The organism is Acidaminococcus sp. CAG:542 (assembly GCF_000437815.1).
GTDB lineage: Bacteria > Bacillota > Negativicutes > Acidaminococcales > Acidaminococcaceae > Acidaminococcus.
The window spans coordinates 28,793-31,612 of sequence record NZ_FR902039.1 but is presented as its reverse complement, the minus strand read 5'-3'; the positions used below and the strand labels follow the sequence as shown (position 1 = coordinate 31,612).

At 58.6% G+C, this 2,820-nt stretch carries 2 protein-coding genes; both read left to right on the top strand.

Annotation, left to right across the window (positions count from 1 at the left end; translation table 11 throughout):
* Window positions 1–146: 146 nt before the first annotated feature.
* Window positions 147–2,135 carry a transketolase gene (gene tkt, locus QVO43_RS02580; RefSeq protein ID WP_022487042.1) on the top strand — a complete coding sequence of 663 codons (1,989 nt, stop codon included), beginning with the start codon at window positions 147–149 and terminating at the stop codon, window positions 2,133–2,135.
* Between the two features lie 57 nt (window positions 2,136–2,192).
* Window positions 2,193–2,820: bifunctional hydroxymethylpyrimidine kinase/phosphomethylpyrimidine kinase (gene thiD, locus QVO43_RS02575; protein ID WP_288174379.1), on the top strand; the 628-nt coding region annotated here is incomplete at its 3' end.

Sequence of the window (2,820 nt, the reverse complement as noted above, 5' to 3'; positions counted from 1 at the left end):
CTATACGGCGATGAAGGATTCACCGAGAACTTGTTGACACATACCATGCAGCAGCACCCCTTGCGTTACCCCCTCAAATGGCCTATAATCAGAATGAATGACTGTGTATACCACTTTTTTACATCCGCTATGGAGGGATTTTTTTCATGCAAAATATTGATACTGAAAGCATCAACACCCTGCGTTTTTTGTCCATCGATGAGGTGCAGGCGGCCAATTCCGGTCACCCGGGCCTTCCTCTGGGAACCGCGCCCCTGATGTACACCATTTGGGACCGGTTCATGAAATACAATCCTGAAAACCCCAACTGGTTCGACCGGGACCGTTTCGTCCTGTCCCCGGGCCACGGCAGCGCCCTGCTCTATGCCATGCTCCATGTGGCCGGCTATGATCTGTCCCTGGAAGATCTGAAGAACTTCCGTCAGTGGGGCAGCAAGACTCCGGGCCATCCGGAATACGGTGTGACCCCCGGGGTGGATGTGTCCACCGGTCCTCTGGGCCACGGCTTTGCCATGGCAGTGGGACTGGCCATGGCGGAAGAAATGATGGCCGCCCGGTACAACAAGGAAGGCTACAAGGTGGTGGACCATTACACCTACGGCATCACCTCCGACGGAGACCAGATGGAAGGGGTGGCTTCTGAGGCCGCTTCTCTGGCCGGTACCCTGGGTCTGGGAAAACTGATCTTCCTCTATGATGACAACAAGATCACCATCGAAGGCAGCACGGACATTGCCTTCCGGGAAGATGTGGGAGCCCGGTTCAAAGCCTATGGCTGGCAGGTGCTGCGGGTGGCTTCTTCTGAAGATGTGGAAGCTTTGGCCAAAGCCATTGAAGCCGCCAAGAAGGAAACCCGGAAACCGTCCCTGATCATCGTGAAGACCCATATCGGCTTCGGCAGCCCCCGGCAGGATATGGCCAGTGCCCACGGGGAACCCCTGGGGGCGGAAAACGTGGCCAAGACCAAGGAAGCCGCCGGCTGGGACGGCAGCCAGTCCTTTGTGGTGCCGGAAGCCGTGAAGAAACATTTTGCGGACAAACTGCCCCAGTGCCGGAAAAACGAAGAAGACTGGAACAAACTGCTGGAAGACTACGGCCGGGCTTATCCGGAACTGGCACAGGAACTGGCTGACCGGCTGGACGGGAAAATGGATCTGGATGTGAAAGACCTGATGGCTGCCTTCAAGGATACGGACAGTGTGGCCACCCGGGCCGCCTCCGGTTCCGTACTCCAGCTGCTGGCTGACAAGATTCCTGCTCTTACCGGGGGCAGCGCTGACCTGGGGCCCTCCAACAAAACGGAAATGAAGGGCAAAGGCTTCTTCTCCGCCGAAGACCGGACCGGCCGGAACATCCACTTCGGCATCCGGGAACATGCCATGGGCTGCATCGTCAACGGTCTGTGCCTCCATGGCGGTATCCTGCCTTTCGGGGCCACCTTCCTGGTGTTCGCCGACTTCATGCGGCCGGCTGTGCGGATGGCGGCTCTCATGGGCATCGGCAGCGTGTTCGTCTACACCCATGACAGCGTGTTCGTAGGGGAAGACGGGCCCACCCATGAACCCATCGAACAGACCATGAGCCTGCGGCTGATCCCCAACGTATCCGTGTTCCGCCCGGCGGACGCCCTGGAAACGGCTGTGGCCTGGAAAGCCGCCTGCGAAAACCGGAAGCAGCCCACCTGCCTGCTGCTCACCCGTCAGGGTCTGCCGGTGCTCCATGGGTATGAAAAGACCATTGCCAAGGGTGCGGCCAAAGGGGCCTATGTGCTGAGCCCCTCCGCCAAAGACAAGGTGAAGGCTGTGATCATTGCCACCGGCAGTGAAGTCCATCTGGCTCTGGATGCCCAGAAAGCCCTGGAAGAAAAAGGCATTGGGGTCAATGTGGTGTCCATGCCCAGCTGGGATGTGTTCGAACAGCAGAGCAGTGCCTACAAGAAGAAAGTCCTGCCCAAGGATGTGCCTGCCATCGCCCTGGAAGCCGGAGTACGCACCGGCTGGGCCCGGTACACCGGCAGCGAGGACAGAGTCCTGGGCATCGACCGGTTCGGCGCTTCCGCCCCCGGCAAGACCGTCTACAAAGAATTCGGCTTCACCGTGGACCATGTGGTGGAAATGGTGAAGAAACTGAAGTGATTGGATGAAAAAGGCTGTCGCTCAGGCGGCAGCCTTTTTCAGAAAGAAGGAGAAAACATGTTCCATCTGTTGACCATTGCCGGGTCGGATTCTTCCGGCGGAGCCGGCATCCAGGCTGACCTGAAGACTTTTGCCGCTCATGGCTGCTACGGCATGAGCGTGATCACTGCCGTGACTGCCCAGAACACCACCGGGGTCACCGCCATCCAGAACATCGACCCGGAAGTGGTGGAAGCCCAGATCGATGCCGTATTCCAGGATATCCGGGTGGACGGGGTCAAGGTAGGGATGGTGTCCAATTCCGCTTTGATCCGGGCCATTGCCCGGAAAATGGAGGAGTACGCTCCCAAAGTGCTGGTGGTGGATCCGGTGATGGTGGCCACTTCCGGCAGCTATCTCTTGGAAAAAGAGGCCCGGAAGGACCTTCAGGAAAAACTGCTGCCTCTGGCCACCCTGATCACTCCCAACATGCAGGAAGGAGAAGTATTGTCCGGCCTTTCCATCCGCAGCCAGGATGACATGGAAAAGGCTGCGGCGGTGATCTGCCAGAAAGGGGCCAGGGCCGTGCTGCTGAAAGGCGGCCATCTGGCGGATACGGCCGATGACTACCTTCTGTATCCCGGGGAAGGGGACTGGCTGAAGGGAAAATGGTTCCCGGGCCAGCGGTTCGACAACCCCAATACCC